Source organism: Comamonas sp. A23, assembly GCF_004522605.1.
Lineage (GTDB): Bacteria > Pseudomonadota > Gammaproteobacteria > Burkholderiales > Burkholderiaceae_C > Comamonas > Comamonas thiooxydans.
This window is the reverse complement of sequence record NZ_RSDT01000015.1, coordinates 1-26,240: the sequence shown is the minus strand read 5'-3', so window position 1 is coordinate 26,240 and position 26,240 is coordinate 1. Positions and strand designations below refer to the sequence as shown.

31 protein-coding genes and 1 pseudogene are annotated in these 26,240 nt (G+C 60.9%); 20 read left to right on the top strand and 12 right to left on the bottom strand.

Going from position 1 to position 26,240, the window contains the following annotated elements; all coding sequences use genetic code 11:
- The first annotated feature begins 333 nt into the window (after positions 1-333).
- The gene (locus EIC84_RS23420) at positions 334-1,245 is read left to right on the top strand and encodes a DMT family transporter (RefSeq protein ID WP_003069969.1); all 912 of its coding nucleotides are present in this window, start codon (positions 334-336) and stop codon (positions 1,243-1,245) included.
- A gap of 16 nt (positions 1,246-1,261) precedes the next feature.
- On the opposite strand, the gene rraA is transcribed toward EIC84_RS23420, so the two are convergent.
- Positions 1,262-1,777, bottom strand: coding sequence for a ribonuclease E activity regulator RraA (gene rraA, locus EIC84_RS23415; protein ID WP_003069967.1), 516 nt, complete (start codon positions 1,775-1,777; stop codon positions 1,262-1,264).
- Between the two features lie 278 nt (positions 1,778-2,055).
- On the opposite strand from rraA, the gene EIC84_RS23410 reads away from it, so the two are divergent.
- Complete coding sequence (locus EIC84_RS23410) at positions 2,056-2,364, top strand: SWIB/MDM2 domain-containing protein (protein WP_003053560.1); 309 nt, start codon at positions 2,056-2,058, stop codon at positions 2,362-2,364.
- A 572-nt stretch (positions 2,365-2,936) separates the two neighbouring features.
- Here the strand turns inward: EIC84_RS23410 and EIC84_RS23405 are convergent.
- Complete coding sequence (locus EIC84_RS23405) at positions 2,937-3,197, bottom strand: helix-turn-helix domain-containing protein (RefSeq protein WP_003069963.1); 261 nt, start codon at positions 3,195-3,197, stop codon at positions 2,937-2,939.
- 105 nt (positions 3,198-3,302) lie between these two features.
- Between EIC84_RS23405 and EIC84_RS23400 the strand changes: the two genes are divergently transcribed.
- A complete protein-coding gene (locus tag EIC84_RS23400; protein WP_003069961.1) occupies positions 3,303-3,698 on the top strand; it encodes a helix-turn-helix domain-containing protein in 396 nt (131 codons plus the stop codon).
- 103 nt (positions 3,699-3,801) lie between these two features.
- Here EIC84_RS23400 and EIC84_RS23395 read toward each other — a convergent pair whose 3' ends face one another.
- The 5 genes from EIC84_RS23395 to EIC84_RS23375 all read right to left on the bottom strand — a co-directional run bounded on the left by EIC84_RS23395 (position 3,802) and on the right by EIC84_RS23375 (position 8,598).
- Entirely contained in the window at positions 3,802-5,205 is a 1,404-nt protein-coding gene (locus tag EIC84_RS23395) for a sulfite reductase subunit alpha (RefSeq protein WP_003069959.1), read from the bottom strand.
- Positions 5,202-6,320, bottom strand: a complete 1,119-nt coding sequence (locus EIC84_RS23390) for an FAD:protein FMN transferase (RefSeq protein WP_240701984.1) — start codon at positions 6,318-6,320, stop codon at positions 5,202-5,204. Before EIC84_RS23390 ends, EIC84_RS23395 begins: the two co-directional genes overlap by 4 nt.
- Before the next feature lie 85 nt (positions 6,321-6,405).
- Positions 6,406-7,206 (bottom strand): DUF4198 domain-containing protein, encoded by an 801-nt coding sequence (locus tag EIC84_RS23385; protein ID WP_003069955.1) that lies wholly within the window; start codon positions 7,204-7,206, stop codon positions 6,406-6,408.
- 192 nt (positions 7,207-7,398) lie between these two features.
- Positions 7,399-7,920 carry a DUF2271 domain-containing protein gene (locus tag EIC84_RS23380; RefSeq protein ID WP_003069953.1) on the bottom strand — a complete coding sequence of 174 codons (522 nt, stop codon included), beginning with the start codon at positions 7,918-7,920 and terminating at the stop codon, positions 7,399-7,401.
- Positions 7,921-7,947: 27 nt separating this feature from the next.
- The gene (locus EIC84_RS23375; RefSeq protein WP_003069950.1) at positions 7,948-8,598 is read right to left on the bottom strand and encodes a PepSY-associated TM helix domain-containing protein; all 651 of its coding nucleotides are present in this window, start codon (positions 8,596-8,598) and stop codon (positions 7,948-7,950) included.
- 372 nt (positions 8,599-8,970) lie between these two features.
- Between EIC84_RS23375 and EIC84_RS23370 the strand changes: the two genes are divergently transcribed.
- The 8 genes from EIC84_RS23370 (at position 8,971) to hemP (ending at position 16,372) form a co-directional block, all read left to right on the top strand.
- Positions 8,971-11,223 (top strand): TonB-dependent siderophore receptor, encoded by a 2,253-nt coding sequence (locus EIC84_RS23370; RefSeq protein WP_003069948.1) that lies wholly within the window; start codon positions 8,971-8,973, stop codon positions 11,221-11,223.
- A gap of 308 nt (positions 11,224-11,531) precedes the next feature.
- Positions 11,532-12,212 carry a Fe2+-dependent dioxygenase gene (locus EIC84_RS23365; protein WP_003069946.1) on the top strand — a complete coding sequence of 227 codons (681 nt, stop codon included), beginning with the start codon at positions 11,532-11,534 and terminating at the stop codon, positions 12,210-12,212.
- Positions 12,213-12,356: 144 nt separating this feature from the next.
- A complete protein-coding gene (locus EIC84_RS23360; protein ID WP_003069944.1) occupies positions 12,357-13,484 on the top strand; it encodes an alpha-hydroxy acid oxidase in 1,128 nt (375 codons plus the stop codon).
- 95 nt (positions 13,485-13,579) lie between these two features.
- Positions 13,580-13,873, top strand: a complete 294-nt coding sequence (locus tag EIC84_RS23355; RefSeq protein WP_034358951.1) for a bacterioferritin-associated ferredoxin — start codon at positions 13,580-13,582, stop codon at positions 13,871-13,873.
- A 144-nt stretch (positions 13,874-14,017) separates the two neighbouring features.
- Entirely contained in the window at positions 14,018-14,746 is a 729-nt protein-coding gene (locus tag EIC84_RS23350) for an energy transducer TonB (RefSeq protein WP_012838990.1), read from the top strand.
- A 23-nt stretch (positions 14,747-14,769) separates the two neighbouring features.
- Positions 14,770-15,492, top strand: coding sequence for a MotA/TolQ/ExbB proton channel family protein (locus EIC84_RS23345; protein ID WP_003069935.1), 723 nt, complete (start codon positions 14,770-14,772; stop codon positions 15,490-15,492).
- A gap of 3 nt (positions 15,493-15,495) precedes the next feature.
- Entirely contained in the window at positions 15,496-15,912 is a 417-nt protein-coding gene (locus tag EIC84_RS23340) for a biopolymer transporter ExbD (RefSeq protein WP_003069934.1), read from the top strand.
- 250 nt (positions 15,913-16,162) lie between these two features.
- The gene (gene hemP / locus EIC84_RS23335) at positions 16,163-16,372 is read left to right on the top strand and encodes a hemin uptake protein HemP (protein ID WP_003069932.1); all 210 of its coding nucleotides are present in this window, start codon (positions 16,163-16,165) and stop codon (positions 16,370-16,372) included.
- A gap of 203 nt (positions 16,373-16,575) precedes the next feature.
- Here hemP and EIC84_RS23330 read toward each other — a convergent pair whose 3' ends face one another.
- Positions 16,576-16,983, bottom strand: coding sequence for a heme-binding protein (locus tag EIC84_RS23330; RefSeq protein ID WP_003053536.1), 408 nt, complete (start codon positions 16,981-16,983; stop codon positions 16,576-16,578).
- A gap of 192 nt (positions 16,984-17,175) precedes the next feature.
- Here EIC84_RS23330 and EIC84_RS23325 point away from each other — a divergent pair, with 192 nt between their 5' ends.
- The 3 genes from EIC84_RS23325 to EIC84_RS23315 all read left to right on the top strand — a co-directional run bounded on the left by EIC84_RS23325 (position 17,176) and on the right by EIC84_RS23315 (position 19,178).
- Positions 17,176-17,868, top strand: coding sequence for a Bax inhibitor-1/YccA family protein (locus EIC84_RS23325; protein ID WP_003053535.1), 693 nt, complete (start codon positions 17,176-17,178; stop codon positions 17,866-17,868).
- A gap of 145 nt (positions 17,869-18,013) precedes the next feature.
- Entirely contained in the window at positions 18,014-18,367 is a 354-nt protein-coding gene (locus EIC84_RS23320) for a hypothetical protein (protein WP_003064119.1), read from the top strand.
- A 310-nt stretch (positions 18,368-18,677) separates the two neighbouring features.
- Complete coding sequence (locus tag EIC84_RS23315; RefSeq protein WP_003064122.1) at positions 18,678-19,178, top strand: DUF2325 domain-containing protein; 501 nt, start codon at positions 18,678-18,680, stop codon at positions 19,176-19,178.
- A gap of 131 nt (positions 19,179-19,309) precedes the next feature.
- On the opposite strand, the gene EIC84_RS26090 is transcribed toward EIC84_RS23315, so the two are convergent.
- Positions 19,310-19,663, bottom strand: a complete 354-nt coding sequence (locus EIC84_RS26090; protein WP_160162807.1) for a hypothetical protein — start codon at positions 19,661-19,663, stop codon at positions 19,310-19,312.
- Positions 19,664-19,709: 46 nt separating this feature from the next.
- On the opposite strand from EIC84_RS26090, the gene EIC84_RS23305 reads away from it, so the two are divergent.
- Positions 19,710-20,345, top strand: coding sequence for a superoxide dismutase (locus EIC84_RS23305; protein ID WP_003064128.1), 636 nt, complete (start codon positions 19,710-19,712; stop codon positions 20,343-20,345).
- A gap of 3 nt (positions 20,346-20,348) precedes the next feature.
- Positions 20,349-21,266: a ZIP family metal transporter gene (locus EIC84_RS23300; protein ID WP_003064130.1), complete on the top strand. Its 918-nt coding sequence runs from the start codon at positions 20,349-20,351 to the stop codon at positions 21,264-21,266.
- A 36-nt stretch (positions 21,267-21,302) separates the two neighbouring features.
- Here the strand turns inward: EIC84_RS23300 and rlmD are convergent, their stop codons facing one another.
- Together rlmD and EIC84_RS23290 are read right to left on the bottom strand one after the other, a co-directional pair.
- Positions 21,303-22,802, bottom strand: a complete 1,500-nt coding sequence (gene rlmD, locus EIC84_RS23295; protein WP_003064132.1) for a 23S rRNA (uracil(1939)-C(5))-methyltransferase RlmD — start codon at positions 22,800-22,802, stop codon at positions 21,303-21,305.
- A 152-nt stretch (positions 22,803-22,954) separates the two neighbouring features.
- Positions 22,955-23,266, bottom strand: a complete 312-nt coding sequence (locus tag EIC84_RS23290; protein ID WP_003064135.1) for a hypothetical protein — start codon at positions 23,264-23,266, stop codon at positions 22,955-22,957.
- Between the two features lie 231 nt (positions 23,267-23,497).
- Here EIC84_RS23290 and EIC84_RS23285 point away from each other — a divergent pair, with 231 nt between their 5' ends.
- From EIC84_RS23285 to EIC84_RS23270, 4 genes are read left to right on the top strand one after another with little or no spacing between them, the layout of a single operon-like run.
- Positions 23,498-24,037, top strand: a complete 540-nt coding sequence (locus EIC84_RS23285; protein ID WP_012838998.1) for a GbsR/MarR family transcriptional regulator — start codon at positions 23,498-23,500, stop codon at positions 24,035-24,037.
- Between the two features lie 47 nt (positions 24,038-24,084).
- Entirely contained in the window at positions 24,085-24,969 is an 885-nt protein-coding gene (locus EIC84_RS23280; RefSeq protein ID WP_003064140.1) for an NAD-dependent epimerase/dehydratase family protein, read from the top strand.
- Positions 24,962-25,399 (top strand): DoxX-like family protein, encoded by a 438-nt coding sequence (locus EIC84_RS23275; RefSeq protein WP_003064143.1) that lies wholly within the window; start codon positions 24,962-24,964, stop codon positions 25,397-25,399. Before EIC84_RS23280 ends, EIC84_RS23275 begins: the two co-directional genes overlap by 8 nt.
- The gene (locus tag EIC84_RS23270) at positions 25,396-25,872 is read left to right on the top strand and encodes a DUF2269 domain-containing protein (protein WP_003064146.1); all 477 of its coding nucleotides are present in this window, start codon (positions 25,396-25,398) and stop codon (positions 25,870-25,872) included. Before EIC84_RS23275 ends, EIC84_RS23270 begins: the two co-directional genes overlap by 4 nt.
- 108 nt (positions 25,873-25,980) lie before the next feature.
- On the opposite strand, the pseudogene EIC84_RS23265 reads toward EIC84_RS23270, so the two are convergent.
- Positions 25,981-26,240 (bottom strand): annotated as a pseudogene (locus EIC84_RS23265) (hypothetical protein); the annotation flags it as partial.

Below are 26,240 nucleotides of genomic sequence, written 5' to 3'. Positions count from 1 at the left end.
TTGAGAAATTTTGCGGCAGCGCAACATTTCAATTTTTCATAATAAGAAATTGAATTCTTGCTTCATGAAAAATTTGCGGAAGCATGGCCTTCGGAGTCGGCATCCTTTAAACGCAGTACGAAAAAAGTCCCGGTGCCTGTCTTGATCTACTCATTTACCCAGCACGAAGACAGGCCAAGCCACTTGAACAAAAACAGGTGACACGACAAAGACATGGCGCCCAAGGCGGCGAGAACCAAAAAACAACAGTTCCCTCCCCTGGGTCAAATGCATGCAACAGCCCTGCCACACTGCTTTGCATCACCTTCTCTTGTCATTGAAATTCATTTCGCCATGCACACGCCCAGCCGCCCCATCGCCTATCTCTGCCTGGCGCTCAGCATGTCTTTGGTAGGAAGCTATGTGGCCTTGTCCAAGCCTCTGGCTGCCATCTTTCCGGTCATGCTGCTGGCTTGGCTGCGCTTTGGCATCGGTGCCGTGGCCATGCTGGGCTGGCTCAGGCCACCGGCGCACGAGACAACTCTGACCAGACAGACCAAGTGGCTGCTGTTTTTTGAGTCCTTCTTCGGCAATTTCCTTTTCACGCTCTGCATGATCAGCGGCGTGGCCTTGACCAGCGCGGTCACGGCGGGCGTGACCATGGCCGCAATTCCTGCCGCAGTCGCCATCATGAGCTGGCTTTTTCTGCGCGAAGCCGTTGGCGCACGTACATGGACAGCCATTGCTTTCGCAGTGGCCGGCATAGGGCTGAATGCCTTGAGCAAGACCGAAAGCAGCAGCCTTGCCGCACATCCCCAGCAAGGCCTGGGCCAGTTGCTGCTGATTGCCGCCGTGCTGTGCGAGGCCGCATATGCCGTGATCGGCAAAAAGCTCACCGCCAGCGTAAGCCCCAAACGCATTACGGCGCTGATCAATCTCTGGGGGTTTGTGCTTTCCGCACCCGCCGGGCTCTATCTGGCCTGGCAGTTTGATTTTTCCCGGGTTTCGGCGCCCGCATGGGGTCTGTTGCTGTTTTACGCTCTGGCCGCCTGCGTCTGGACGGTGTGGCTGTGGATGACGGGATTGCGCGCCGTTCCCGCATCACGGGCCGGCATTTTTACCGTGCTGCTGCCCATCAGCGCCGCTGTGGTGGGCATGCTGGCCCTGGGCGAGCGCGTCGGCAGCATGCAATTGCTGGCCTTCGGCATTGCCCTGACCAGCGTGGTGATTGCAACCTGGCCCGGTTCATTGCAGATCAGGCGCTAGGCGCCGTCGATTTCAATCAGGAAAGAAGATTGCGGCGGCTCAGCACAATGCCGTTGGCGTCGGCATACAGCCAGTCGCCCGGGCGAATCCACAGGCCGGCGATCTGCACATAGACATCGCGCAGCCCCTGGCCTTGCTTGACGGTAGGCATGGGGTTGAGCGCCAGCGCATACAGACCCACGGACGTCGATTTCAGCTCGGCCACGTCGCGCACGCAGCCATAGACAAGCACCCCGGCCCAGCCGTTCTGGGCCGCCGATGTCGCCACATTCCCCCCCACCAGAGCCCGGCGCAGCGAACCGCCGCCATCGACCACCAGCACACGACCACCTCCCGGCTCGGCCAGCGCCGCTCGCACCAAGCTGTTGTCGTCCAGACACTGCACGGTGCTGACCTCCCCCATAAAGCCGACATTCCCGCCATAGCTGTGGAACACGGGCGGCAGCACACGAAAGTCGCTGCTGTCATCGCTGATATGCGCATCGCACAAATCGCAGGTGCTGAAGCCAAGAGAAGCCGAGGAATCGCTCATGAAAATCTCCACAGAACCAAGTCTCCCGCATCTTGCCCTGAGCACCTGACATAGCACAAGCACCAGCGGACACACACAGAGAGCAACTTTTTCACAACACTCTCGAGGAAAAACCCGTGAAAACGGACACTAAAGGGCCTGAGAGCAACAAATCGAGGCAAAAAAACAGCCCACTAGCTTGGAAGAGCGATTTTTTGCCATTAGCATCAGACTCAGCCAGTGGATTGCAGCTGTATTTCGCTGGTGATAAGTCCACTACCCAATTAGGAATAAGCAATATGGCAACTGCAAAGAAGGCACCCGCTGCAGCACCGGCAGCAGCTCCCGCCGCTAAGAAGCGCACTCCCAACGCTGCCTTCATGAAACCTCTGACCCCCAGCGCCGCTCTGGCTGCCGTGGTTGGCAAGGATCCCCTGCCCCGTACTGAAATCATCAGCAAGCTGTGGGTCTACATCAAGGCCAACAACCTGCAAGACGCTGCCAACAAGCGCATGATCAACGCCGACGCCAAGCTCAAGGAAGTCTTCGGCAAGCCCCAAGTCTCCATGTTCGAGATGGCCGGCCTGATCGGCAAGCACGTCAAGTAAGCACTGCGCTTGCGCTGACCACAAAAAAGCTGGCCCGAGCCAGCTTTTTGTATTTCTGAGGCAAGTGTCGCGTACAGGCCGACGCGACTGGGACGGCTTTACCGCAGCAATGCATGCGTGCATGCCTCGGTCTCGACGCCGACGGAATCACGGCCGCGAACGCTGGTCAGGACGGAACCGGCCGGCAGGTCTTTCCGACAACCGCGCGGCCCTCACGAAGCTGACCCCGGGCTATCTCCGCCATCGTGCCCCGCCATGCTTGCCCCCTGAACCGCACATTCCTGCAAGACTGCAGCTGCCGGGCAGCCAGGACATGGGCTCCACAGGCATGGAGACGCGTGCGCACGTTCGGGTCTCGGTGCGGCGAACGCCTCCCCGGCAGCCCCGGCCATGGCAGGTCCACAAGCTTGAGCGCTGTCCCTCAGTAACCGTCCAAAGCCGTCACGACGCCGGCAATGCCCATGAGACATCCGCAGAGGAGACCGGCCAAGAAAATCAGTGCTGCAATTCCAAAGCTCATTGAACGCCTCTCCTGCCGCGCAGGGCCGTGTGATTGCGACACGCCGTGCGACTCATGGCGCCCCCCTTGCGATACGCGCGTCCGCTCCTTCTGGGCGTGTGCTGTGCAGTGCATGGCGCTCGTTGACAGGCGGCCAGAGCATGTCGACGGACATGCCTGTGATTTCTGCAATGCGCTGTCGAATGCGGGCCGATACCGCACGACCGCTGATGACTTGCGACACGCTGCTGTTGGCCACGCACATTTCGGACGCCAATGCCGTGGGGGAAATGCCTTTCATGCGCAGCGCCGCTTTGATTTGCTCGGGATGCATCTGGTAGCCTTTCGCCTAATTATTTAGGTTGAAGCACGTCGTCGTGCTTTTGGCGAATTATGGGAAAGATTTCTTTCCCATGCAATACACCTTGGACAAGTTTTTATGACCCTAGGGGAACGGCTGCGCGAAGAAAGAAACCGGCTGGGCATGAGCCAGCCGGCCTTCGCTGCACTTGCTGGCACTACGAAGCAAACTCTTTTTTCCTGGGAATCCGGCAAGACAGCGCCGGATGGCTTTCAGATGACCGCGCTGAGCGCACACGGAGTGGACCTGTTGTATGTGCTGGCAGGACACCGCACACCGGCAGTTCACCCTGCAGAGGCTCTGTCAGACGATGAACTCCGCCTCCTTCACGGGTATCGCAGCTGCAATGCGGATGGAAGGCAGCACCTCATACGATCCGCAGAGCTGCTGTCTGCGGCACATGCCATGTCCGCCGAAGACCGCAAGCAGGCCCTCCAGGATCGGCCATATCGATCGGGTGAAGACGCCCTCTGATCCATCCTGCCCGATGTCCGAGCGGTGCGGTACCTATAGGATGCGGTGCAGTCCTGCTCCAAGACGGTGACAGGGCCTGCTGCCATCCCCCGCCTGGACGTGCTCAATACACATCGCGCCGGTAGCGACCCGAGCCCAACAGCTCGGCCACCTTGGCCTCGCCCAGAATGGCCTGCAGCGTCAGATGCACGCCTTGGCCCATGCCGTTCAGGCTGCCGCAAACATAGATGGCCGCACCACGCTCCACCCATTGCCGGACTTCCTCTGCATGGCTGCGCAGCAAATCCTGCACATAGCGCGAATCCTTGCCGTTGCGCGACCAGGCATGATCCAGCCGTGCCAGTCGGCCCTGCCTGAACCATGCGCCCAATTGATCGGCAAATAGCGCGTCATGCTGTGGACTGCGCTCTCCGAACAACAGCCATTGATCACCTAGCTCCTGCTGCACACGGGCCTTGATATGGCTGAGAAGGCCCGCCAGGCCCGAGCCATTGCCGATCAGAATCAGCGGTCGCCCGGCGTTGTCACCGAGTCTGAAGCCGCGGTGCTCGCGCAAGGTCAGCGGCAGCACATCTCCCTCGGCCATGCCGCAGCACAACCAGTTCGACGCAAGGCCCGGCGAACCATCGGCGCGCGTGCTCTCGCGCACCAGCAGTTGCAGGCTGCCGTCGGCCGTGATCGAGGCGATCGAATAGTCGCGCGCGCGCTCAGGGTCGGCGGGCACGCACAGAGACACCAGATCGCCCGACTCCCAGTGCGGCAGCTCGCCGGACTGCGGCGTCCACTCCAGCAGGTATAGCGCCCCGCCCTGGCTGCCGGGATTGAGCAAACGCCGCCGACCAAGCACAAAGGGTATGCTGACCGGCGCCTGCAACCAGTCCGAATCCGGTTCCTGGGCGGGCGCAGACTCGCCCAGCAAGTCCTGTCGCATCTGAGCGACCTGAGTCTGCCAGCTCTGCAAGCTCGAGGCATCCATATTGTCCACGCAGACCAGATCGCTGCGCGCGCCGCTGGTCTGCAACCATTCGTGCACCTCCACACCAAACGCACAGAACTCCTGGTATTCACGATCACCCAGCGCCAGCACCAGGCTTTGGTGCTGGGTCAGCGCAGGCTGAGTGGCCATGAGCTGCTGCACAAAGCCCAGCGCATGATCGGGCGCATCGCCCTCGCCCGTAGTGGACAGCAGCCACAGGCTGTGTGCATATTGCTGCAGCAGCTCGGTCGTCAGCTTCTCGACGGGCAGCAGACGCACCTGCAGACCACCATCGACCAGCATCTTGCCCGTGGCGCGTGCCAGAGCTTCGGCCTGCCCCGTCTGGCTGGCATAGGCGACCAGGACGGCAGGCGCAGCAGCATCGCCCTGCGAGGCCTTGCTCTCGGCCTCATCGGCCAGGCGTTGCTTGCGTACCTTGGTGCCAATACCCCAGCACATGCCTGCGTAGGCGGCCACCAACCCCATAGCCCCATAGATGCGCTCGGGCGTCAAAATCCATTCCACTGTCATGCCTCAAATTGGTTGATCCAGGCCGGTGTCTTGAGCACCTGTCTGCAGGCCTCATTGCCATCGAATGCGAGATGCGATGTGAGCACAGCCGCAATCTCATGTTGGCGGGCAAAGTCCATGCCTTGCTGCGGACCCAGCACCGTGAGCACGGTGGCCAGCGCATCGGCGTGCATGCATTCCTCATGGAACACGGTCACGCTGGCCAGATCATGCGTCACCGGCCAGCCCGTGCGCGGATCCAGCGTGTGCGAATAGCGCCTGCCAGCCTGCGTGAACTGATGCCAGAAATCGCCCGAGGTGGCAAATGCACCCTCCCTGCAGGCCACGACCAGCGACTCGGCCTCGACAGAACCGCCCGTGCCCAGTTGCACCTGCCAGGGCCGCCCATCAGGGCGCTCCCCCCAGCTGCGCAGCTCACCGCCGATTTCGAACATGCCCGCAGCCCAGCCAGCCTCCTGCAGCTTTTGCACCGCCCAATCCACGGCAAAGCCCTTGGCAATGCCGCAAAAATCCAGCTCCAGACCACCGCTCTGCTGCAACTGCCGGGTCTGTGCATTCCAGCGCAGATGGCCATGGCCGCTGGTCTTCAGCAAGCGCTCAATCTCCTCGCCGGCCGGTGTCTGCCCTGAATGCGGCTGCAGCGGGTTCTGGCGCGGCCCGAACCCCCATAGCGAAACCAGCGCTCCCATGCCGGGGTCCATCGCCGCGCCTGAAAGCCTTGCCCAATGCAAGGCCGCTTCCAGAACCTGAGCAAACTCCGCCGGAACTACATGCATTTCACCGGGTCTTGAACGATTGAACCGGGTGATCAGCGAATCCGCCTCCCAGTTGCTCATCTGGGCAATGACATCCTCAAAAACCTGCTCCAGCAGGGCCTGCACCGGCTCCATGGGCAGGTAATCGGAATTGAGCAGGCGCAGCGACCAGTGCGTGCCCATGGTCTGGCCGGACAGACGATGAATACGCCCGTCCTGCTGGTGTTGCAGGCTTGCAGGTCTCCAGCGCTGCACGCCAAAGTCAAGCGCCGGCGTCCGGGGGCGAGCCTGACTCTGTGCCGCCGACGAGGGCAGTTGCCAGAGACTGGCGTCAAAGCGTACGCGGGGGGGGGTGGGCATGGGCATCCAGACAATGACGAAAACAGCAGCGAAAACAACGACGCGCCCGTAGCGGGCGCGTATTCAATCCATCAAGCGCCAACGCTTAAGGCAGGACTTCCAGAGTCGCGATATAGCCCAGGCGGCGCTCCGTTGCCTTGGCAATGCTGGTCTTCTTGTCCGTGGCATCGGCATTCAGCCAGAACAGACCTGCACGGGGGAACTTGATCTTGACCTGACCCTTGGCATCGGTCTTGAGCTTCATGGCGTCCACACCGTCGCGATAGCGAATACCGTCGGCCACCAGCTCCAGCTCCAGATCCGCAGCGGGCTTGCCGTCAAGATGGAATTCGAAAGTCGCCTCTTCGCTGGCCACCAGGTCATTGGGGTGAGTCACGGGCTTGAGCTCCAGACCCTTGCCGGTCAGCGCCAGCGCCGAGGGCTTGCCCAGAGACACAAAGGTTTCCATGCGGCGCAGATTCTCGGTCACGCGCACTTCCTTGGCATCGGCAGGAATCTGCTTGAGCACTTCTTCCACCGAACCGCGCAGGCGCTTGGGCTGGCCGTTGGCATCCTTGTAGCCACCCATCACGCCGGTCATCAGCATGGTGACGCGGTAGGTACCGGTCTTTTCTGGCTTGAAGTCGAACATGCTGCGCAACTCGCCCTTGGCGACATTCTTCATTTCCACGGCTGCACCATCGGGTGCGGTCACCTTGACGGCTTCCAGACCCAGCGGACGGTGGTTGAAGAAGAACACATCGTTGGACACGGCCGCATCCACCGTCACCCAGTCGGACTTGGACAGCACGGTGCTGGAAGGCTTGAACCACAGATCATGCGCCTGGGCGCCCAGGGCAGCCAGAGCCAGAGTTGCAGCGACGATGGCACGAGTTTGGAACTTCATATCAGGTCCTTGAAAACAGAAAGGGTGACAAATCAAAAGAGAGAGGTGTGCCGGCTAAGCAACACCCTAAAACTGGCGCTACGCAGACAAGAGACACCAAGGAAGGGCCGCCCCGCACCGAGGGTGTCGTCCCCCTCCCGCGAAGCGAGAGAGGGGGAAGCGGCGAGGCCGCTCAGGGGGTGAGAATCAAGATCAAGGCTTCAATTCCAGCTTGATCGCGCCCAGCTCGGTGCTGCCATTGGCGCTCAGGCTGGTGGCCTGCTTGACGGGCCACTCGAAGGGAATGGACACCAGTTCGCGGCCACCGACTTCACGCGCAGCTTCCACCATCAGCTTGTACTGGCCGGGAGCCAGCAGAGGCAGCGGGTTCTTGCCTTCGGCAAAAGACAGCGCATGGGTGCCCACGGGCTTGGTCGGCTGGGTCACACCATCGATGGGAAAGCTCAGCTCGCGGCCGGTACGACGCCACCACTGGCGCATGTCCTTGAGCCACTTGGTACCCTCGGCATTCTTCATCTTCACGTCATACCAGACGGACAGATTGGCAGCCACACCGCCGTCGGCCTTTTCCAGCCACACGGCGACATAGGGCTTGTGGTATTCGGCCACCTGCAACTGGGGCACGGTCACCGCCACATTCATCCCGCCCGCGATTGCCGGCAGGCCCACCACGGCGCTCAGCGCCACCGTGGTCTTGAAAATCCGCTTCGCCATTTTTCTTCCTTCACAAAATTCTTGGGCTCAATGCACGAGCAGCAACACCAGCAAGGCGGGCAACACCAGACCCAGGCCCACCATGGGCCAGGTCATGGGGCGGCGCTGCGCATGCATCTTCAGGATCAGCAGACCCGTGATGCAGAACACCAGGCAGCCAATCGCAAAGACGTCTATGAACAGGCTCCAGGCTCCGCCCGTATTGCGCCCCTTGTGCAAGTCGTTGAGGTAGGAGATCCAGCCCCGGTCGGTTTTCTCGTACTCCACCGAGCCCTCCTTCAGGTCCACACGCAGCCAGGCATCGCCGCCCGGGCGCGGCATGGGCACATAGGCCTCGTCTTCGCTCCACTCCACGGCAAACCCCTTGGCACTGACCTTGATCTGCTGAGCCAGCCAGCCATCCACCTCGGCAGGCAAGCCCACGGCATTCTTGTCCGCCGCTTCCACGCCCTGCTTCTGGGCTTGCTGCAGTTTTTCGAGCAAATCCCGAGGCAGTTGCGCATCACGCGATTCGACCTTGGGCTTGGACTCGATCTGCCCGGCGTGATTCAAGGTGAATCCCGTCACGGCAAACAGCAGCATGCCGATCAGGCAGATGGCGGAGCTGATCCAGTGCCACTCATGTAATTTTTTGAGCCAGTACGCCCGCTGCGGGGCGTTGGAGGAAGCCGCGGTCATTCAGAACTTTCTGGGATTGCGTTGCCGCCGGACCGGGCCGAGCCGACCTTTGGGACATAGCGCCACAAGGCCAGTCCTTGCTTGCGCAGCAAGGCGGCATTCTAGTTGCGCAAATTCTAAATGCATCTCACTTTTATTTACTTTACTTGACGTAAACAAAGCGCCCTCGCGCCCAGGGCTTTTGCCAGCTCAGCAAACCCGTGGCTCGACCGATTCCGGCGATCCGCTGCACGCCCTCCGCTCACGAATCTGTTGCCTCACTGCAACAAAACGTAGATTGCCGATACTCATTATTGAATGGTATCGAGAATTATTATCAATATCACCTAGAATCCGCACGCTTTTTCAAAAAATCGACTCTTCATCAAAAGCATGTCCAACAACCATCTGACCCCGACCGACTCCAACGGCTTGCGCTGCGAGCTCAAGCAAATCGTGATTGCCGCAGGCCTGTGCCTGATTGGCGCCAGCGCGATGGCTCAGCAGGAAACCACCTTGTCCACCGTGAATGTGGAAGCCTCTGCCGACGCCAGCTTCAAAACCGAAGCCAGCCCTCAAGGCAAGTTCACCGCCCCTTTGCTGGACACACCCAAGACCGTTCAGGTCATCAATGAAGAGATCATCAAGCAGACCGGCGCCACCAGCCTGCAAGATGCCCTGCGTTCCACCCCCGGCATCACCTTCGGCAACGGCGAAGGAGGCAACCCCACTGGCGACCAGCCTTTCATTCGCGGCATGGACGCCCAGTCCAGCACCTTTGTGGACGGCATGCGTGACATCGCCTCCGGCACCCGCGAGCTGTTCAACGTCGAAGCCGTGGAAGTCATCAAGGGCGCCGACTCGGCCTATGCTGGTCGCGGTGGTGCAGGCGGCTCCATCAATATCTCCACCAAGAAGGCCAAGAACGAGAACTTCATCTCCGGCGACGTGGGCCTGGGCACCGACAACTATCTGCGCGGCACGCTGGACATCAACCGCAAGATCAACGAGACCACCGGCATTCGCCTGAACGCCATGGGCCACAGTGCCGACGTTCCCGGCCGCAACGGTCCTGACAACAAGCGCTGGGGCATTGCCCCCACCGTGACCTTCGGCATGGGCACAGCCACCGAAGTGACGCTGTCCTGGCAGCATCTGCAGACCGACAACACCCCCGACGGCGGCGTGCCTTATCTGTACAGCAATGCCGCCATGGCCACCCTGCCCGGCGGCAGCACCGTGCGTCCCACCTATGGCAACGACCGCGCCAACTGGTACGGCCTGCACAACCGTGATTTCGAGAAGGAAAAGAGCGATCTGTTCACCGCTTCGGTCACCCACAAGTTCACCGACACCAACAAGATCCGCAACAGCCTGCGCTATAGCAAGACCAAGCAGGACTACGTCTGGACCCAGCCCGACGACTCCAAGGGCAATGCCATAAATGGCTATGTCTGGCGCCGCGGCAACTACCGCGTCTATGACACCACCACACTGCAGAACGTGACCGAATTTACCGGCAAGGAACAGACCGGCTCCATCGGCCACAGCTATGCCTTCGGTCTGGAACTGTCCAAGGAAAAGGCTGACGGCAGCTCGGGCGCCATCCAGAGCGGCGGCACCTGCACAGGTGTTTCCGATCCTTGGTGCACCACTTTGAGCAACCCCAGCGGTGCCAATGCCCCCTGGAACTTTGCCTGGTCACTGCCTGCGCAATCCACCGTCAACAAAATCGACACCATTGCCGTCTACGGCTTTGATACTCTGAAGCTCAACGAGCAGTGGCTGGTGAATGCAGGTCTGCGCGTGGACCACTACAAGCTCAACGCTTCCGGCCCCGCCGGCGGCCGTGGCGCCAGCGCCTACCCGGCGTATGACCTGAGCCGCAGCGATACGATGTTCAACTACCAGCTGGGTGTGGTCTACAAGCCCGCATCCAATGGCAGCATCTACGCCAACATCGGCACCTCTTCGCGCCCCGGTGGCTCGACTCTGGGCAACGGCAGCGAGGACCTGACCACGACCACCGATGCGCTGATCAGCCTGAAGCCGGAAAAGACCAAGTCCATCGAGCTGGGCACCAAGTGGGACCTGCTGGACAAAAAGCTGAACCTGACTGCCGCAGTCTTCCGCAATGAAGTGACCAATGTGCGCATCAGCGATGCAACCGGCACGTACATGGGCGGCAACAAGGAAGTCAATGGCATCGAACTGGGCTTTACCGGCCAGATCCTGTCCAATCTGAGCGTGTTCGGCGGCTATACCTTTATGGATAGCGAATTCAAGAACATGGGCAAGGACGATGTTCGCAATGGCCTGCCCTTCTACAACACGCCCAAGCACAGCTTCAGCCTGTGGACCAGCTACAAGCCCATGGCCAAGCTGACCTTGGGCCTGGGTATCTATGCTCAGAGCGACGTTGCTGCCAGCTACATTCAAGGCAAGGGGGGCATCGTGACCAAGGGCGCTTCCGGCTATGCCCGTTACGACGCGATGATGGCCTACCAGATCGACAAGAACCTGAGCTTCCAGCTGAACGTCTACAACCTGGGCAACAAGGTGTACTACACCGGCGTGCGCTCGCCTCATTACGCCAATATGGGCGCTGGCCGCTCGGCCGTGGCCTCGCTCAAGTTCACGTACTAATTCATGTACTGACAGGTGCAATGGCTGTCCTGCCTGCGCTTGATCTGGCGCAGCCTGGCTGCAAACCATGCCCCAAAGCCCCGCAGGCCTCTGATGCCAGCGGGGCTTTTTACATGCACACTTGGCGGGTCAAGCGCATTGCCGCTCGCAAAGCCTGATTTTTGCCATCAAAACCATAGCTTATAGCGCCTGTCCACAAATGTTTTCAAGCCAATAAGTCATTGAAATCTATAGTCATCAAGCGCTACCAGCTATGGTTAATGATGTAACCCGGATCATCAACAGATAGATATCGCCTCACTCCTGCCATGTTGCTACGCATCCCCTGCCTGCTCACTCCCGATGAAGTACGCCACTGCCGTCAGGCTCTGGAAGCCGCCAGCTGGCAGGACGGAAAGACCACGGCCGGCCACGTGGCCGCTCAGGTCAAGAGCAATCTGCAACTGCCGCTGGACAGCAAGACCGGCCAGCAGATAGGCGATCTGATCCTGGACCGGCTGGGCCGCAACCCGCTGTTCATGTCGGCAGCCCTGCCGCTCAAGGTCCTGCCGCCGCGCTTCAATCGCTATGAGGGTGGAGGCACTTATGGCAACCATATCGACAACGCCTTCTTCACCATTCCGGGCACGGCCATCAAGGTCAGAACCGATGTCTCCACCACGGTGTTCTTCAGCGACCCCGACGAATACGAAGGCGGCGAGCTGATGGTGGAAGACACTTTCGGCCAGCAAAGCGTGAAGTTCGCGGCCGGCGATGCCATCATCTACCCCGGCACCAGCTTGCACCGAGTCAACCCCGTGACGCACGGCACACGCTATGCCTCGTTCTTCTGGACGCACAGTCTGGTCAAGTCGGCAGAGCAGCGCCGTCTGCTGTTTGATCTGGACCAGAGCATTCAGCAACTCACCCAGGAGCAGCCCGAGCATCCGCGCATCGCCGCCCTCTCGGGCACCTATCACAATCTCTTGCGCATGTGGTCCGAAAGCTAGCTTCCTGAGCGGCTTTGCCGCCCCCCAAGGAGGACGGCAGCCTTTGCTGGGGCTGCCTTTGCTGGCTGCCCCCTCCCCACCGAGCCATGCCTGCCTTGCTGCCTCATCCCAATCCAACCGGCTTGATTTATGACTGTTGAACCTTTGAATGCCGCAGGCCAGCCCGTCAAACCGCCACTGACGCAGATTTCCGCGCAGATAGGTTCCCTGGCGGACTACGCCCGGCTGGCCCGCGAGCATATGGAGGCTCAGGCCTGGGCCCACCTGGAAAGCGGTGCGGACCAGGGTCTGACTCTGGCCCACAACCGCCAGGCCTTCGACCGTATCCGTCTCTGTCCTGAGCCGCTCGCCGATCTGTCCTCCGCGCATACGCGGCAAAGCCTTCTGGGTCAGAGTCTGGACTGGCCGTTGTTGCTGGCACCGGTCGCCTACCAGCGGCTGGCGCACCCCGAAGGCGAGCTCGCCACAGTGCGCGCGGCCATGGCCATGCGCACCGGCATGGTGGTCAGCACCCTATCCAGCTGCACGCTGGAGGAAATCGCCCAGGCCGCGCAAGCTGCAGCGCAGGAGCTGGGGCGCAGCGGCCCGCTGTGGTTCCAGCTCTACCAGCAGCCAACGCGCGAGCACACGCTGCAGCTGATTCGCCGCGCCGAAGATGCCGGTTATCAGGCCCTGGTCTGGACGGTGGACGCCCATATCAAGCGCTCCAGCTACCCGCTGCCGCCAGGCGTGGAGGCCGTCAATCTGCGTGGCATTCCCCAGCAACGGCAGACCGGCGATCTGATGAGCGAGCACATTCTGTTCGGCAGCGAGCTGGCCCGAGGCGCGCCCACCTGGGACGACCTGGTCTGGCTGCGTCAGCAAACCCGGTTGCCGCTGATCGTCAAAGGCCTGCTCTCGGCCCGTGCCGTCGCGCAAGTCGTGGAGCTGGGGGCCGATGCCATCGTGGTCTCCAACCATGGCGGGCGCGTGCTGGACACCGCCGTCTCCGCCCTCGAAGTGCTGCCTGCCATTCGCGCGGCCACGCCTGCCCATATCCCGCTGCTGATGGATGGCGGCGTGCGCCAGGGCACCGATGTGCTCAAAGCCATCGCCCTGGGTGCCAGCGCCGTGCTGCTGGGCCGGCCGCAGATGCATGCCCTGGCGGTGGCCGGTATGGTGGGGGTGGCCCATATGCTGTATTTGCTGCGCGTCGAGCTGGAGTTGGCCATGGCCCAGACCGGCTGCGCCAGCCTCGATCAGATCGGGGCCCGGCTCTTAACCACTTGCTGATTGTGCGTAATTTGGCGGCATGCATTGCAAATGCGATGGATTCTCATTTATACTCCGCCTATTACATCAATAGCCAGCAACAACTGCCTGTAGCCATGATCGTCTGTGTATGCCGCCGGGTTTCTGACCGAGAAATAGCACGCCACGCGCATGCGGGGATGAGCTTTGACGAAATCCAGTTTGAATTGGGTGTTGCCACACAATGCGGGCGCTGCGAAGGCTGCGCACGCGATGTCGTCGCCCAGTGCAGTGCAAGCCATCCGATCGCGGCCATCCACAACGAAGCGCAATCCTGCGCGTCGGTGCAGACGGTTCAGCTTGCCACCAACATTCTGGAAAGCAAAGCATGGCCCACCTCTCCGTCCTCTCAGCCGTCTTTGGCAGTCTGATTCTCGTGATGGTATGCACCTGGTGGATCCTGCGTGAATGATGCGATCCTGTCTGCGTGCCCTGCTTCCTGTGCCTGCTATTGCCGGTTGACCAGCGCTTTTCCTTTCTGATCCCAGCCTGCGCTGGTTGCTCTTCTCGTTCTTATGTCCCAGTCTGATCGATTTGCACCTGCCAGCGGCCCGAGCCGCAATATGGCAGTTGCTGGTGCTGTGGTTGTCGTGCACGCTGCCGCCCTGTGGGCCATGCAGCATGGCCTGGCACAGCAAAAGCCGCCAGAGATAGTGATTCCCGCCAGCGTGATTGCCCAGTTTGTGGCACCGCCGGCTGCCGAACCTGCCCCGCCGGCCCCTCCCCCTCCACCCAAGCCTCCGGCGCCAGCGCCCAAGCCCGAGACCAAACCGCAGCCCAAGCCCGAGGTCAAGAAGACTCCGCTGCCCAAGGCCATCAAGGACCCGACACCGGCACCGGCTGCACCTCAGGGGGCATTGGAGGACAGCGACAGCAAACCGGACAAGACACCACCGGCGCCACCCGCGCCCCCGGCACCTCCGGCTCCGCCTGCGCCTCCCGCACCACCAGCTCCGCCCAAGATCGAGCAGCCATCGAGCAATGCGGCCTATCTGAACAACCCCGCTCCCGCTTATCCTTCGGTCAGCAAGCGCATGGGGGAACAAGGCAAGGTGCTGCTGCGCGTCTATATCAACGAGCAGGGCCAGCCCGAGAAAATCGAAATCAAGCAGTCCAGCGGCTTTGAACGCCTGGATGACGCCGCCGTCAACACCGTGCGCCAGTGGAAGTTTGTCCCCGGCAAGCGCAACGGCGTGGCCGAACCCATGTGGCACATCGTGCCCATCAACTTTGTTCTCAAATAAATCTGCAGTTCTCAGGAGTACCCATGGAATCCCAATTCGGCATTGCCCACGTCTGGACACAGGGCGACTTCGTGACCAAAGGCGTGGCCATCATCTTGCTGGTCATGTCGGTGGCCTCTTGGCTGGTCATCATTCTCAAGGCGCTGGATATTGTGAAATTCAAGAAGTTCGCCACCCAGGCGCAGGACTTCTGGCACAGCCCCGATCTGGCCACCGGCCTGGAAAAGCTGGGTGACGACAAGCAGAACCCCTTCCGCTTCATGGTGCTCGAAGGCCGTGAAGCCTCCGCCCACCACCGCAAGACCAGCGTCCATCTGCATGACACGCTGGACATCAGCGACTGGGTGACCCGCTGCCTGCGCAACGGCATCAACGAATTCACGGCCCGCCTGCAATCCGGCCTGGCCATTCTGGCCTCCGTGGGCTCGACCGCCCCCTTCATCGGCCTGTTCGGCACCGTCTGGGGCATCTACCACGCTCTGGTGGCCATCGGCATGTCCGGCCAGTCATCCATCGACAAGGTGGCCGGCCCCATCGGCGAAGCGCTGATCATGACCGCTCTGGGTCTGGCCGTCGCCATCCCCGCCGTGCTGGGCTATAACGCTCTGGTACGTGGCAACAAGGGCATTTTGAACGCCCTCAACAGCTTCGCCCACGACGTGCACGCCTACTTCGTGACCGGTGCCCGCGTTTCCGTGGACGGCCAGGTCTCTGGCAATGTGCTGCCCCTGAAGAAAGGCGCCTAAGCCATGTCATTCGGAACCATGGACGATGGGGACAGCGATGATGTGATGAACGAGATCAATATGACCCCCCTGGTGGACGTCATGTTGGTGCTGCTCATCATCTTCATCATCACCGTGCCCGTGATGAAGCACTCGGTCAACGTGGACCTGCCCCGCGCCACCAACCAGCCCGAGGACACCAAGCCTGCCACCGTGCAGCTGGGCATCACGGCCGACGGCAAATACTCCTGGAACGGTCAGGAAATCAGCGACGAGCAACTGGATACCAATCTTCAGGCCGAGGCAGTCAAGGAGCCCCAGCCCGACCTGCATATCCGCGGCGACAAGGAAGTGCGCTACGAGCGCGTGGCCCAGGCCATGGCCTCCGCCCAGCGCGCTGGCGTCAAGAAAATCGGCTTTGTGACCGACCCATCCAAATAAGCCCATGCTTGCAAAAAACGGCCCTCAAGGGCCGTTTTTTTATTGTGGAACCTGCATCAAAACAGCACTCAAGCCGCCCGGCACAGGCACAAACTGCTGATGGACCGCAGGCACAAGTCCTCAGATGCGGCGGGACAGATTCCACATGAAAAATAAATGGCAGTTTTTTGCGAATGAGATTAAGTATCACTTGCTTTTCAATTGAGAATTGTTATCATTACACCAGTTTTTGATCTTAAGGAATCACGGCATGTCTGCACCGCTTGTTGCGACCTCACAGCCCAACAACCGTAGCACCCCCTCCATGGCTGCTGCAACCCCCTCAGCCGCTTCCGGCTCCAGCCTGGGCCTGGACAGCGCCCTGCTGCTCAACGGCCAGAAGGCAGTCACCATCCTGCACAACGGCACTCCTTATCGCCTGCAGGCCACCAAGCTGGGCAAGCTCATTCTGACCAAATAAACCGTTTCATCGTGGGGCGACACTGCAAGTGTCGATTCGCCAGCCATAGTCGTTGTAGAGCACCTGCCCTCTCTTGTGCTTACGCTTCACATAGCCACGCGTTTTTTCCTCATTCGCAACCCGCCAAAACAAAACCCCTGCGCGCATCAAGCGGCAGGGGTTTTGTTTTGGACTCTGCCGCTGCAGCGGCAGAAATCAAGCCATTACAGGCCCAGGGCTGCGATGCCGGCCTTGGCAACCTGTGCGTCTTCGTTGGCCTTCACACCCGAGACACCCACAGCGCCCAGCACCTGACCGTCCTTGACGATGGCCACGCCACCTTCGAGCAGACCGTCCACAAACGGAGCGCTCAGGAAAGCGGTACGGCCATTGTTGATCATGTCTTCAAAAGCCTTGGTGTCCTTGCGGCCCACGGCTGCAGAGCGTGCCTTGGCGGGGGCGATATGCGAAGAGATGGGAGCAGCACCATCCATACGCTGCAACAGCAGCAGATGGCCGCCGTCGTCCACGATGGAGATCGTCACGGGCCAGTTGTTCTTCAGTGCTTCAGCTTCGGCAGCCGCAGCGATGGCTTTCACATCGGCCAGTTCGAGTTCGTGCTTGGTCTTCATAAGATAAAAAGCTCCGTTGGATTGTCAATGCAGCAAGCATATTCTGTACTTTGCAGGCAAAAGTAGATGCGATGTGAAAAACATTCCATCCTAAAACTGCCGCATTGCAACGGGGTATTGCAAAGGCTTCTCAAGACCCCCACCTAGAATGACAATGTTTCAACACACAATTCCTGAAGGAGGAATGGCTACATGAACGAACAAGTCACCACACTGGGCTCTGCGGGCTACGGTGTCTCGCAGCAAGAGCGCAACCGTGTCTTGCGCAATACCTACTGGCTGCTGGCACTCAGCCTGATCCCCACCGTGCTGGGCGCTTGGCTGGGCGTAGCCACTGGCATGACTCGCGCGCTGACGGGCGGCGTGGGCCTGATCGTGTTCATGGTCGGCGCCTTCGGCTTCATGTTCGCGATCGAAAAGACCAAGCACAGCGCCGCTGGCGTGCCCGTGCTGCTGGCCTTCACCTTCTTCATGGGCCTGATGCTATCGCGCCTGATCGGCATGATTCTGGGCTTCTCCAACGGCACCCAGCTGATCATGACCGCCTTTGCCGGCACCGCTGGTGTGTTCTTCGTGATGGCCATGCTGGCCACCGTGATCAAGCGCGACCTGTCGGGCATGGGCAAGTTCCTGTTCGTGGGTGCTCTGGTGCTGATGGTAGGCGCCATCATCAATGTCTTCGTGGGTTCCACGGCAGGCATGATGGCCATCTCCATGCTGGCCATCGGTATCTTCTCCGCCTACATGCTGTATGACCTCAAGCAGATCATCGACGGCGGCGAAACCAACTACATCAGTGCCACCCTGGCCCTGTATCTGGACCTGTTCAACGTGTTCCAGAGCCTGCTGGCCCTGCTGGGTATCATGGGCGGCGACCGCGACTAAACCTCGCCACCACCCAAGCAGAAAGGAGTGCCTTGCGCACTCCTTTTTGTTTCCGGTAACCTTGACGTCAAGCGCGGTCATCGCATTGATGGATATTTCAGTCATGGCCTAAATTTCCGACTGCCGCTGCCGATAAGCAGACAAGATGAAGCCAAACCACCTTCCCCGCGCACTTGCCATTGCCCTGCTGCCTCTGGTACTGGCAGGCTGCAAGATTGAAGACATTCCGGGCCTGGGTCCAGACCCACGCACCGTGGCGCGCGAGTCCGAAGCCAAGGCCATTGGTGGTGCCTGTCGGCATGCCATGCGCGGGCTGGAGGATTGCTACGTCCTCAACCCCAAGGCGCCCAAGGCGCTTGTGTTTGCGGGCTGGAAGGACATGGATGAATACATGCGCTCCAACAAGATCGAAGGCGTACCTTCCGTACTGGGTCAGAGCGCAGCAGAAAAACGCAGCACTGCGGAGCCCGAAAACAGCGCCAGTCGCAACCGCAGCTGAAATCGCTTGTGCCAGGCCCGGATCATGAGTTCCGGGCCAGTGCCAGCCAACGCCCCCACAGGCCGTAGCAACACTGCTACGGCTTTTTTCATGTTCGACATCTCTCACGGCAAGCACCTCTGATGTCATATTTCCTTTATGGACTTTGAATACAAACAATTCTCATTTATATTCATTGACTATTGATTCCATTCTTAGCCGCACATACGCGCATCCCAGCGACAAGTTCTGTTGTGCTCTCAACCATGGGGACAAGACTGCCGTGCCAGATGATGACTTCAACCAAATACGCCTTGAGCATGAGGCCCTCATGCTGACCTATACGGAAGTGCAGACCCGCTGCACGGCACAGATGCAGTCGCTGGCACGGGAAGTCGAAGCACTCCGGCAGCAGCTCGTACAGCTCAGGGCCAAGGTCATTGTCCGCGACAGCGCTCTTGCCTGGGAGCGTGAGCAGCGCCACGCCCTGGCCCAGGCGATGGCACTGGATCTGCTGCGGGAAACACCTCAACCCACAGCTGAACAGACAGTGTCCGGCATCGACTGGCCTTTGGTTGAGGATGCCGACACCCAGGCCTTGTCCGAGCAGCAGCTACTGGAAGACAGCCTGCACGCCGCCGACCTGGTGATTTGCCAGACAGGTTGCATCAGCGACGGAGCCTACTGGCGTGTGAAGGATCACTGCAAGCGCACCGGCAAGACCTGCCTGCTGGTGGATCAGCCGACCGCCTTGCGGGTGGTTCGCATTCACCCATCGGGAGAGAACGGAAAGGTCGTTGCTGCCCAAGCCTGCATTGAGGGTGCTCCATGAGCCACGGCACAGGAAAAACCTGGGCTGCAGATTTGCTGTCTGCCTGGAAGCAGCAGACCCGCACAGCACTGGCTGCAACGCTGGAGCATCGCCATCTCTCAGCACTTGAACACTATAGACATGCACAACAGCTAGGCTTGCAGTTGCTGGTCGCGGAGTCCGGCGATATTGCCGACGATGACCGTATCGCCGCTTATGTCGTTGCCCACCTGAATCTGGCAGATGCTCTCGTCGAAGCGGACCGGGCGGGCGCTGCATTTGAATGCCTGCATGAGGCGCAACAAGCCCTGATGCCATTGCTGCAGCAGGACTCCACCAGCCAGTCCCTGAGTCTGGCGATATACCGTCATCTGCCGCAGCTCCTGGCCGCGCAGGCTGAGCATGCGGGAGCACAGCCCCATACCTCCTCCGGTGCCTGTGCCCCAGCCCCCGTCCACCTCGCCAGCAACAGGCACTCTCGCCTTGCCAGCTTCGAGTCCGCGCATTCATCACTGCACTGACTCCCTTCTCTCACTGCCAAGGCTTTTACTCATGAGCTACACCCTGCCCCCACTGGCCTACGACTACGCAGCGCTGGAGCCGCATATCGATGCGCAAACCATGGAGATTCACTACTCCAGGCACCACCAGACCTACGTCAACAACCTCAACGCGGCACTCGAAGGCAGCGAGTACGCGCAATGGCCGCTGAACGATCTGCTCGTCAAGATCGAATCGCTGCCTCAGCCGCTGCGCCAGGCCGTGCGCAACAATGGCGGCGGCCATGCCAATCACAGCTTGTTCTGGCAAGTCATGTCTCCCAAAGGGGGCGGCCTGCCGCAGGGCGCTCTTGCGGCAGCCATTGACAGGGACCTGGGCAGCTTCGAGAACTTCAAGACCGAGTTCACCAAGGCCGCCATCAGTCGCTTCGGCAGCGGCTGGGCCTGGCTCAGCGTGGACTACAGCGGCAAGCTGCATGTGGAGAGCAGCGCCAATCAGGACAGCCCTCTGATGCCTGGCATTGGCAGCGGCAACACACCAATCCTGACCCTGGATGTCTGGGAACACGCCTATTACCTGAAATACCAGAACCGCCGTCCCGAATACATCGCCGCTTTCTACAATGTGGTGGACTGGAACGAAGTGGCGCGCCGCTTCGCTACCGCCACCCAGGCTGTCAGGAGCTGAACCATGGGCCCGGACGGACTGCAGACCGCCTCTTCCAGCCATACCCCTCTGCCGCTCAGGACCAGACTCGGGCTGCTGATCTCTGTGGCCGGCGCTCTGGTGCTGGCATCCATGCTCTGGAAACAGCTGCAGAGCAATCCCGCAGCACTGAATGCTCTGCTGGGCGGCAGCGTGGCGGCGCTGGCAACGGCGCTGGGCGCTCTGCCTGTGCTGCTGACCCAACATCCATCCGAGCGCACGCAGGACACTCTATTTGGCTTTGGCGCAGGAGTGATGCTGGCCGCTTGCGCCTTTTCATTGATTCTGCCCGGACTGGAAGCCGCCAGGGCCGCCACCCCGAGCGGGAGCAGCGAATGGCTGGGCGGCGCCATGATCGGCGTCGCCATTTTGCTCGGCGGTGCCGCTCTGCTGGCCATGGACCGCCTGCTGCCGCACGAGCACTTCATCAAAGGCCGCGAAGGCAGCCATGCCCGCCAGCTGCGACGCACCTGGCTGTTTGTGATTGCCATCACCCTTCACAACCTGCCCGAAGGTCTGGCCATCGGCGTGGGCTATGCAGCCAACGACGGGCTGCGCGCAAGCTCGCTCACGCTGGGCATTGCCATACAGGATGTACCCGAGGGTTTCGTGGTCGCAGCCTCTTTGCTGGCTGCCGGCTATACCCGAGGCTTTGCGGTAGTGCTGGGTGCGCTGACAGGGCTGGTCGAGCCTCTGGGCGCCGTGATCGGCGCCATCGTGGTCAGCAGCTCCACCATGCTGCTGCCCTGGGGCCTGGGCTTTGCAGCCGGTGCCATGCTGTTTGTCATCAGCCACGAAATCATTCCCGAATCCCACCGCAAGGGCCATGAAGCCTGGGCCACCACAGGACTCATGCTGGGCTTTGTGCTGATGATGATTCTGGATACGTCGCTTGGCGGCTGAACTGCGCCGCTCAGGCGCAGTTCAGGGCTTGCTCTCTTATGCCCGCTCGAAAACGGCCATGGACTCCACATGCGCCGTATGCGGGAACATGTTCACCACACCCGCCGCCACACAGCGATAGCCGGCCTGGTGCACCAGCAAGCCTGCATCACGCGCCAGCGTGGCCGGGTTGCAGCTCACATAGACAATGCGCTTGGGGAACTGCCAGCTTTCCTGACCCTCGGGCAGCGGAGGCAGCAAATCGGGCTGTTCTTCGCTGGCAACGCCGGTCTGCTTGGCGCCGATGCGGATCTGGTGAATATCGGCAAGTGCCTTGGACAGGGCAAACGCACCTTCACGCGGAGGATCGACCAGCCACTTGTCGGAATTGCCGTCGGCAATCAGCATGGCGGGTGTCATCTCGAACAGATTGCGCGCCACAAAGCTGGTGGAAGCCAGCTTGTCGTCTTCGCTGCGGGTGGCGTTGTTGGCCGCATAGTTCTCGTGCGAACGCTTGACGAGTGTTTCCGAGCCTTCAATGCCCAGTACCTCGCGCGCCATGGTGGCAATGGGCAGCGTGAAGTTGCCAAGACCGCAGAACCAGTCGATGACGCGCTCGTCCTTTTTAGCATCCAGCAGGCGCAGCGAGCGCGTGACCAGCACGCGGTTGATATGTGGATTGACCTGGGTGAAGTCGGTCGGCTTGAACGGCATGGTGATGCCGAAGTCCGGCAGACCATAGGACAGCTGTGTACCGCCTTCTTCCATCAGGTGCACGGTATCCGGACCCTTGGGCTGCAGCCACCACTGGACGTTCTGCTCGGCAGCAAAGTCGCGCAGGCGCTGCTTGTCGGCATCCGACAGAGGCTCCAGATGACGCAGCACCAGGGCAGTGACATGGTCGCCGCAAGCCACTTCGATCTGAGGACAGGTTTCGCGCGCATCCATACTGGCGATCAGTGCGCGCATGGGCATGAGCATTGCGTCCACATGGGGCGGCAAAATCTTGCAGACCTCCATGTCGGCGATGTAGCGGCTCTTGCGCTCGTGGAAGCCCACCAGCACCTTGCCCTTCTTGGCCACATAGCGCACCGACAGGCGCGAGCGAAAGCGATAGCCCCAGGCCGGGCCTTCGATGGGGCGCAGCAGCGTCTCGGGCTTGACCTTGGCCAGATGCCAGAGGTTGTCTTCCAGTACACGCTGCTTGACGGCGACCTGGGCCGCCACATGCAGATGCTGCATCTTGCAGCCACCGCAGGCGCCGGCATGCAGCCCGAAATTAGGGCAGCCGGGCGTCACACGCTGCGAGGACTCGCGGTGGATTTCAGTCAGCGTGGCCGCTTCCCAGTTGTTCTTCTTGCGATGGGTGTTGGCGCTGACGATTTCACCGGTCAGGGCGCCGTCGATGAAGACCACCTTGCCGTCGGGCTTGCGGGCTACGCCCTGGGCATCCATGTCCATGGACAGCACTTCCAGCCAGCCCTCGGGCAGCGCCGGGGCATCAGACGGGACTTCGGGCAGGTTTTCGGGAATTTTGTTGTCGCGGGATTCACTCATGGTGCCCGATTGTCTCAGGCCACCCCATACCCGAGAGCCGACCACGGCAAAAAACTGCATGGGCGCCCATATCACGCGCCCAGCCGATAGGCCCTCTGCAAGGCAAAATCAAGCCTCAATGTGCCGCCGAAGCTTGTCTGACAGCTATGCAATCAGAAGCGTTGCTCTTCACGCAGCCTGCGCTCGCGGCTATTGCGCGCCGCAGCAATCTGGGCGCGCTCGGCGATCAGGTTGACCTCGGTGGCACAGTTGTACTCGTCGAGCGAGAAAAACATGCGGGCTCCGGGGGCGAGTTGCGACACCGTCTGATGCAGGGGCAGAGACAGGTCAACCGGCGCCACATTGGAGCGATAGATCAGCTCGTTATTGGGTGCATAGACAAAATAGCAGGCAGCCGATGCGACCTGGGCCCAAGCACAGGCCGACAGAACCAAGGCGGCACGCAGGACGGATGCAGCGGTCATGAACTCTCCCTTCCCTGACGGGGCTCCATGCCCCTGTAATGCGGCTATTTTACGAGTAGCGACGCAGCGACCGGGTCGATGCGAAATTTCTTCATTGCGAGAAAATTGCTTGCCGCCATGCCCCCCTATGCGCACAGCCTGTACAAGCACCTTGCGGATCCCGCTCGGGCATTCGCACGATTATAAATTTCTGTATTGACAGAAATTTCAAGCAAGACCACACTTCATCTCATGCAACTGAGTCCTATCGCTGAACGCTTTGTGCATCACTGGGGAGATATGGGCAACGCCTGGGGCGTGAACCGCACGGTGGCACAAATTCATGCACTGCTGTTCTTTCATGGCCGTCCCCTCAATGCCGACGAAATCTGCGAAACCCTGGGCGCGGCACGCTCCAACGTCAGCAACAGCCTCAAGGAGCTGCTGAACTGGAACCTGATTCGCAGCAGCCGCAAGAGCGGTGACCGGCGCGAGTATTTCGAGACCTCGGCCGATGTCTGGGAGCTGCTGCGCACCATTGTGCGAGAGCGCAAGCAGCGCGAGTTCGACCCCACCAGCGCACTGCTGCGCGAATTGATCGCCCAGCCCGAATTCGAGCAGGAAACGCCCGATGCCCAGGACCGCGTGCACGAGACGCTGCGCCTCATGGATTCGCTGGGCATCTGGACCGACGAAATGCTGCGCCTGTCTCCAGCCACGCTGGACAAGATCCTGCGCCTTGGCGCCAGCGTCCAGCGCTTTGTCCGAGGCAAGGATGGCGGCAACGATTGAAGCCAAACTGAATTCTGTCAAGGCAGAAAACTGCAAAGGAGTAGCGTATGCGAGTTCTGATCTGCGGCGGCACAGGCTTTCTGGGCCGACATATCGTGAATGCGCTGGCCCTGCTGGACCACGACCCCGTGGTGCGCAGCCGCCACAGCCAGCCGCCGCTGGACTTTGGCACCTGCACCACAGCCGAGGCATGGCTTGAGCATCTGCAGGGCATCGATGCCGTCATCAACGCCGTCGGTGCTCTGCGCGACAAGCCCGACCAGGATCTGCAGACCCTGCACTCTCTGGCTCCCATCGCGCTGTTCGATGCCTGTGCCCAGGCCGGCGTGCGCCGCGTGGTGCAGGTCTCGGCCCTGGGCGCGGGTCAGGGCGGCACCCAGTACGCAAGCACCAAGCGCGCAGCCGACGAACATTTGCTGGCGCTGGGCAGACAAGGCGGGCTCCATCCCGTTGTCGTGCGACCCAGCATCATCTTTGGTGCGGACGGAGCCAGCAGCCAGCTGTTCCTGAATCTGGCCAGGCTGCCCGTTCTGCTGCTGCCCGAACTCATGCGCAGCAGCCAGATACAGCCCGTGGCCGTGCGCGACCTCGCCGAAGTGCTCGCGCATATGGCGACATCGGACACCTCCGAAGGTATCGTCGAAATCGGCGGCCCCCAGCCACTTTCGACAGAAGCCTTCATCGCCAGCCTGCGCAACCAGATGGGTTACGGCCCGGCATCGGTATATGCCCTGCCCGACTGGATGAGCAAGGGCAGCGCCAGAGTCGGCGACCAGATCCCTTCCCTGCCCTGGTGCAGTGAAACCATGGCCTTGCTGGAAAACGACAACGTTACCGATCCTCAGACCCTGGCCTCGCTGCTGGGGCGCGCTCCCGTGGCTCCGGATGCCATGCTGGCCACCTTGCCCAAGGAAGGCCGCCGCCATGCCTGAGTTGCAAAACAGCAGCAGACCCAACCCGCAGAAGCAAGCTGCCCAATTCATGCACGCGAGTCTGGTCGTCGTCTGGCTGGGCACGGCTCTGGTCAGCGCACTGGACTATCTCGGACTCTCGGGCCTCAACCACGAAGGAACCCGCTTGCTGGACCAGGGCGGCATTGGCGATACACGCTGGCAGGCACTGCTCATCTGGTCCGGCCTGCTGGCCGATTTGGCTCTGGGTCTAGCCTTGCTGCTGCGTCCAGGCCGCGCCATCTACCTGAGCGCCCTGCTGCTGATGACGGCCATGACCGTGATCGGCACGGCTCTTCAACCCACGCTGTGGCTGCACCCTCTGGGGCCGCTGCTCAAGAACCTGCCCATCGCCGCCATGCTGTGGTTCTTGCTGCAAACAGATCACTCGTACAACAGGCTTGAATCATGAATACCTATCTGTTGCTCAAGACACTGCACATCCTCTCCAGCGTGCTGCTGGTAGGTACCGGCCTCGGCTCGGCCTTCTACATGTTCTTTGCCAACCGCAGCGGCTCGGTCGCTGCCCAGGCAGTGGTCAGCCGCCTGGTGGTGCGGGCCGACTGGTGGTTCACTACTCCCTGCGTCTTCATTCAGCCGGTCACGGGCATTGCCATGGCCCATCTCGCAGGCTGGCCGCTCACCACTCCCTGGCTCGCGCTTTCGCTCGGCCTGTATGCGCTGGCCGGCATCTGCTGGCTGCCCGTGGTCTGGCTGCAGATCCGCATGGCGGCGATGGCGACCCTGGCGCATAGCCAGAGCCAGGCCCTGCCGCCGCTTTTCCGGCAATACCAGTTGCGCTGGGAGGCCCTGGGCTACCCCGCCTTTGTGGCCATGGCTGGCACCTATTATTTGATGGTGAACAAGCCACAGCTCTGGGGCTGAGGCGCCTGCCATGATCGGCTCGTCCACACCTCGCTCATCAGGAAGGACGGCAGCCCGCTCATTGCAGCGATAGCGGCCATGCCGTCTCAACCTTTTGCGACTCGTCGGCTATCGAAACACGCCAATCGCTTCCACGAGATTTTTCACCTGCCATTGCATGCTGCTGGAAGCCTGCGCCCCCTGGGTCACCAGCTGCGCGTTCTGCTGCGTCAGATAGTCCATGTCCGCCACCGACTTCCCTACCTGGCTGATCTCCTCGCTTTGTTCGCGCGTGGCCTTGCTGATCTCGGCAATGAAGTCCGCCACGCTGCGCGCCTGGGAGACAATGTCGCCGATATTGCTCCCCGCATCGCTGACCACCAGAGAGC

What these genes read in the sequence shown, in the direction of transcription:
- EIC84_RS23420 (WP_003069969.1), top strand. Translation starts at nt 334, where the DNA reads ATGCACACGCCCAGCCGCCCCATCGCCTATCTCTGCCTGGCGCTCAGC.
- rraA (WP_003069967.1), bottom strand. Translation starts at nt 1,777, where the DNA reads ATGAGCGATTCCTCGGCTTCTCTTGGCTTCAGCACCTGCGATTTGTGC.
- EIC84_RS23410 (WP_003053560.1), top strand. Translation starts at nt 2,056, where the DNA reads ATGGCAACTGCAAAGAAGGCACCCGCTGCAGCACCGGCAGCAGCTCCC.
- EIC84_RS23405 (WP_003069963.1), bottom strand. Translation starts at nt 3,197, where the DNA reads ATGCATCCCGAGCAAATCAAAGCGGCGCTGCGCATGAAAGGCATTTCC.
- EIC84_RS23400 (WP_003069961.1), top strand. Translation starts at nt 3,303, where the DNA reads ATGACCCTAGGGGAACGGCTGCGCGAAGAAAGAAACCGGCTGGGCATG.
- EIC84_RS23395 (WP_003069959.1), bottom strand. Translation starts at nt 5,205, where the DNA reads ATGACAGTGGAATGGATTTTGACGCCCGAGCGCATCTATGGGGCTATG.
- EIC84_RS23390 (WP_240701984.1), bottom strand. Translation starts at nt 6,320, where the DNA reads ATGCCCACCCCCCCCCGCGTACGCTTTGACGCCAGTCTCTGGCAACTG.
- EIC84_RS23385 (WP_003069955.1), bottom strand. Translation starts at nt 7,206, where the DNA reads ATGAAGTTCCAAACTCGTGCCATCGTCGCTGCAACTCTGGCTCTGGCT.
- EIC84_RS23380 (WP_003069953.1), bottom strand. Translation starts at nt 7,920, where the DNA reads ATGGCGAAGCGGATTTTCAAGACCACGGTGGCGCTGAGCGCCGTGGTG.
- EIC84_RS23375 (WP_003069950.1), bottom strand. Translation starts at nt 8,598, where the DNA reads ATGACCGCGGCTTCCTCCAACGCCCCGCAGCGGGCGTACTGGCTCAAA.
- EIC84_RS23370 (WP_003069948.1), top strand. Translation starts at nt 8,971, where the DNA reads ATGTCCAACAACCATCTGACCCCGACCGACTCCAACGGCTTGCGCTGC.
- EIC84_RS23365 (WP_003069946.1), top strand. Translation starts at nt 11,532, where the DNA reads ATGTTGCTACGCATCCCCTGCCTGCTCACTCCCGATGAAGTACGCCAC.
- EIC84_RS23355 (WP_034358951.1), top strand. Translation starts at nt 13,580, where the DNA reads ATGATCGTCTGTGTATGCCGCCGGGTTTCTGACCGAGAAATAGCACGC.
- EIC84_RS23350 (WP_012838990.1), top strand. Translation starts at nt 14,018, where the DNA reads ATGTCCCAGTCTGATCGATTTGCACCTGCCAGCGGCCCGAGCCGCAAT.
- EIC84_RS23345 (WP_003069935.1), top strand. Translation starts at nt 14,770, where the DNA reads ATGGAATCCCAATTCGGCATTGCCCACGTCTGGACACAGGGCGACTTC.
- EIC84_RS23340 (WP_003069934.1), top strand. Translation starts at nt 15,496, where the DNA reads ATGTCATTCGGAACCATGGACGATGGGGACAGCGATGATGTGATGAAC.
- hemP (WP_003069932.1), top strand. Translation starts at nt 16,163, where the DNA reads ATGTCTGCACCGCTTGTTGCGACCTCACAGCCCAACAACCGTAGCACC.
- EIC84_RS23330 (WP_003053536.1), bottom strand. Translation starts at nt 16,983, where the DNA reads ATGAAGACCAAGCACGAACTCGAACTGGCCGATGTGAAAGCCATCGCT.
- EIC84_RS23325 (WP_003053535.1), top strand. Translation starts at nt 17,176, where the DNA reads ATGAACGAACAAGTCACCACACTGGGCTCTGCGGGCTACGGTGTCTCG.
- EIC84_RS23320 (WP_003064119.1), top strand. Translation starts at nt 18,014, where the DNA reads ATGAAGCCAAACCACCTTCCCCGCGCACTTGCCATTGCCCTGCTGCCT.
- EIC84_RS23315 (WP_003064122.1), top strand. Translation starts at nt 18,678, where the DNA reads ATGCTGACCTATACGGAAGTGCAGACCCGCTGCACGGCACAGATGCAG.
- EIC84_RS26090 (WP_160162807.1), bottom strand. Translation starts at nt 19,663, where the DNA reads ATGCGCGGACTCGAAGCTGGCAAGGCGAGAGTGCCTGTTGCTGGCGAG.
- EIC84_RS23305 (WP_003064128.1), top strand. Translation starts at nt 19,710, where the DNA reads ATGAGCTACACCCTGCCCCCACTGGCCTACGACTACGCAGCGCTGGAG.
- EIC84_RS23300 (WP_003064130.1), top strand. Translation starts at nt 20,349, where the DNA reads ATGGGCCCGGACGGACTGCAGACCGCCTCTTCCAGCCATACCCCTCTG.
- rlmD (WP_003064132.1), bottom strand. Translation starts at nt 22,802, where the DNA reads ATGAGTGAATCCCGCGACAACAAAATTCCCGAAAACCTGCCCGAAGTC.
- EIC84_RS23290 (WP_003064135.1), bottom strand. Translation starts at nt 23,266, where the DNA reads ATGACCGCTGCATCCGTCCTGCGTGCCGCCTTGGTTCTGTCGGCCTGT.
- EIC84_RS23285 (WP_012838998.1), top strand. Translation starts at nt 23,498, where the DNA reads ATGCAACTGAGTCCTATCGCTGAACGCTTTGTGCATCACTGGGGAGAT.
- EIC84_RS23280 (WP_003064140.1), top strand. Translation starts at nt 24,085, where the DNA reads ATGCGAGTTCTGATCTGCGGCGGCACAGGCTTTCTGGGCCGACATATC.
- EIC84_RS23275 (WP_003064143.1), top strand. Translation starts at nt 24,962, where the DNA reads ATGCCTGAGTTGCAAAACAGCAGCAGACCCAACCCGCAGAAGCAAGCT.
- EIC84_RS23270 (WP_003064146.1), top strand. Translation starts at nt 25,396, where the DNA reads ATGAATACCTATCTGTTGCTCAAGACACTGCACATCCTCTCCAGCGTG.